The sequence below is a fragment of the Campylobacter sp. CNRCH_2016_0050h genome (assembly GCF_025772605.1).
In the GTDB taxonomy this organism is placed as follows: Bacteria; Campylobacterota; Campylobacteria; order Campylobacterales; family Campylobacteraceae; genus Campylobacter_D; species Campylobacter_D lari_D.
The window spans coordinates 1-2,271 of record NZ_JAKMSK010000028.1 but is presented as its reverse complement, the minus strand read 5'-3'; the positions used below and the strand labels follow the sequence as shown (position 1 = coordinate 2,271).

Sequence of the window (2,271 nt, the reverse complement as noted above, 5' to 3'; positions counted from 1 at the left end):
AAATTAATTTCTTATACTTATTTTATTGTTTCAATGTGAAGATTAAAAGCACTAAGATAAAATATTATTTTGTGATGATTATAAAATGTGTTATAATGTATTACAAATAATACAAAGGTAAAATCATGAGAACAATATCGTTAAGAATTAGTGATCAAGAAGATATTTTACTAAAAGAATATCTAGCAATTAATAATTTACAACTATCAAAATTTATAAGAGATACTATTTTAGAAAAAATAGAAGATGAGTTAAATTTAGATGAAAATAAAATTTTAATTTCACTCAAAGAAGCTAAAAAAGATAATATTTATAGCTTTGAAGAAGTATTTAAAAATGTATGAGATAAAATTCTCAAGTAGCGCCAAAAAATCAATTGAAAAACTTGATCAGCAAGTAGCAAGAATTATTAAGAGCTGGATTATTAAAAATTTAATAGAATCAGATAATCCAAAAAAATTAGCAAAAGAACTTAAGGGTAATTTAAAAGGTATTTATAGATTTAGAGTGGGTAATTATAGAATGCTTGCTGAAATTAATGATAATGAATTGTTTATTTTTGTATTCGAAATAGGACATCGAAGAGAAATATATAAGAAATTTAAAAAATAAAATTCTCAACTATACATTAAATTATTTATATCATAATAGAAAGAAAAAAGGAGGTAAAATGGAAAAATTATCCCAAGAAGAAATACAAAAAGCTATGAGAGAATGTGTAGTAAGTTCTTATACTTATGATCCAGCTAATCCTAATGGTTATTCTCAAGATTTATTTGATGTGGAAAATGAAGTTTTTGCTAAAGATTATGAGTTTATAGAAAAGTGTGGTTTAGATGATATAGTAAAACACAAAGAAAGTGGTTGTGTTTTTAAAGTTTTTTACAAACAAGATCACAAAGTTAGACTTCTTAGAGTTAGCAATATGCAAGCAATGAATAGTTTTGAAAGCTATAGGGGTATAATGGCAAAAATAATAGGTTTTAAACCAGAAGATTAAGAGTGATAAAAGCAAACAGTTTTTAAGAAGTTTAGTGAATTTTTAGAAGAATATCATATTTTTCCTATAAATTCTAATATTAGGAAAAGAGATATCTAAAAAATTTTATCTCATCTAATGATAATATAATTAATAATATAGCAAATATAGCACTTATTACAAAAGAATATAATAATAAAATCAATAATAAAAATCCAAGCACATATATAAAAGAGTTGCTAAATAAAAAAATACAAGATAATCAACAAGAACAATTTTTTAAAGATTTAGAAACACATTTTATAACAAAAGATATGGTTGAATATTTATTAAATGATGATTTTGAGAATTTTATTATTAGTCGAACAGCTTTAATTTATGATTATATGAAAAACATTACTTAAATTCATAGGATAACTATGTTATCCTAACTATAAAAATATATATCAACAAGATATAGTAAAAACTTTAAATAATTTTTATTTTAAGCTTTCTAGCATAAAATTTATCATAGTCCAAACGCTTGAAAGTATAGTTACTGTAGTTGCTACTGCAGTACCTAAAAGCCAATAAAGTGCTTTTTGCTTAGCGCTAGAAATTTGTTCTGAGAATTCAGTTTTAACTTCAGCTATTTCAGTTTTAATTTCAGCTATTTTGGTGTTAATAATTCCTTCTAGTCTTGCAACTTCAGAATAAATTAAACTTTCCAATCTTTTAATCTCTGATTGAAATAAATCTTTACTTACAAGCTCTTGTCTTATTTCTTCTATAGCTTGATTTTTAAGATTTTCAAAATTCAATCTTTGAGTAGTTGCTCTACCGTTAACAAGTTCTTCAAAAGCTTTAATTAATTTTTGTGATTGTTCAGGATTAGAAAAAATACTTTCTAATAAAGCTTTAAAACTTTCATTAAGTATATACTCTTTTTCCTGAGCCATAATATTTCCTTGTATATTTAATCCTTTGTCATTATAACACAATTTGTTATAGGTTATTTATTTTATATATCAAGCTTTTGTATTTAACTTATATTAAGCTGTTTTATATTTTATACTAGATTGTAGGCATTTTCAATGTTTTTTGCACATATTCACTATATGCAACTTCAACTATAAAAGGCTTATTTGTATCAGTTCTATAAACTTCACAAATTGCAACCAAATCTTGAGCGTATTGCCATTGATTATTCACTAATTTTGGATAGTTTTTAATCTCACTATAAGAACGAATATCACCAAATTTTCCGCTTTTATGAACAATAACTAAAAAGCCATCTCTACCAACTAAAGGTT

General features: G+C 23.8%; 6 protein-coding genes. 4 read left to right on the top strand and 2 right to left on the bottom strand.

The genetic code is table 11. The features are described from left to right. Positions 1–125: 125 nt before the first annotated feature. The 4 genes from relB (at position 126) to L8X28_RS08215 (ending at position 1,383) form a co-directional block, all read left to right on the top strand. Positions 126–344 carry a type II toxin-antitoxin system RelB family antitoxin gene (gene relB / locus L8X28_RS08230; RefSeq protein WP_039628375.1) on the top strand — a complete coding sequence of 73 codons (219 nt, stop codon included), beginning with the start codon at positions 126–128 and terminating at the stop codon, positions 342–344. Then, a complete protein-coding gene (locus L8X28_RS08225; protein WP_039628374.1) occupies positions 337–612 on the top strand; it encodes a type II toxin-antitoxin system RelE family toxin in 276 nt (91 codons plus the stop codon). Before relB ends, L8X28_RS08225 begins: the two co-directional genes overlap by 8 nt. 58 nt (positions 613–670) lie before the next feature. Beyond that, a complete protein-coding gene (locus L8X28_RS08220; RefSeq protein WP_263657997.1) occupies positions 671–1,000 on the top strand; it encodes a hypothetical protein in 330 nt (109 codons plus the stop codon). A gap of 215 nt (positions 1,001–1,215) precedes the next feature. Next, positions 1,216–1,383: a hypothetical protein gene (locus L8X28_RS08215; RefSeq protein ID WP_263666049.1), complete on the top strand. Its 168-nt coding sequence runs from the start codon at positions 1,216–1,218 to the stop codon at positions 1,381–1,383. Between the two features lie 75 nt (positions 1,384–1,458). On the opposite strand, the gene L8X28_RS08210 is transcribed toward L8X28_RS08215, so the two are convergent. Together L8X28_RS08210 and L8X28_RS08205 are read right to left on the bottom strand one after the other, a co-directional pair. Beyond that, entirely contained in the window at positions 1,459–1,917 is a 459-nt protein-coding gene (locus L8X28_RS08210) for a hypothetical protein (protein WP_263666048.1), read from the bottom strand. Positions 1,918–2,032: 115 nt separating this feature from the next. Then, positions 2,033–2,271 (bottom strand): recombinase RecT (locus L8X28_RS08205; RefSeq protein WP_263666047.1); only part of this gene is annotated, 239 nt, incomplete at its 5' end.

What these genes read in the sequence shown, in the direction of transcription:
- relB (WP_039628375.1), top strand. Translation starts at nt 126, where the DNA reads ATGAGAACAATATCGTTAAGAATTAGTGATCAAGAAGATATTTTACTA.
- L8X28_RS08225 (WP_039628374.1), top strand. Translation starts at nt 337, where the DNA reads ATGTATGAGATAAAATTCTCAAGTAGCGCCAAAAAATCAATTGAAAAA.
- L8X28_RS08220 (WP_263657997.1), top strand. Translation starts at nt 671, where the DNA reads ATGGAAAAATTATCCCAAGAAGAAATACAAAAAGCTATGAGAGAATGT.
- L8X28_RS08210 (WP_263666048.1), bottom strand. Translation starts at nt 1,917, where the DNA reads ATGGCTCAGGAAAAAGAGTATATACTTAATGAAAGTTTTAAAGCTTTA.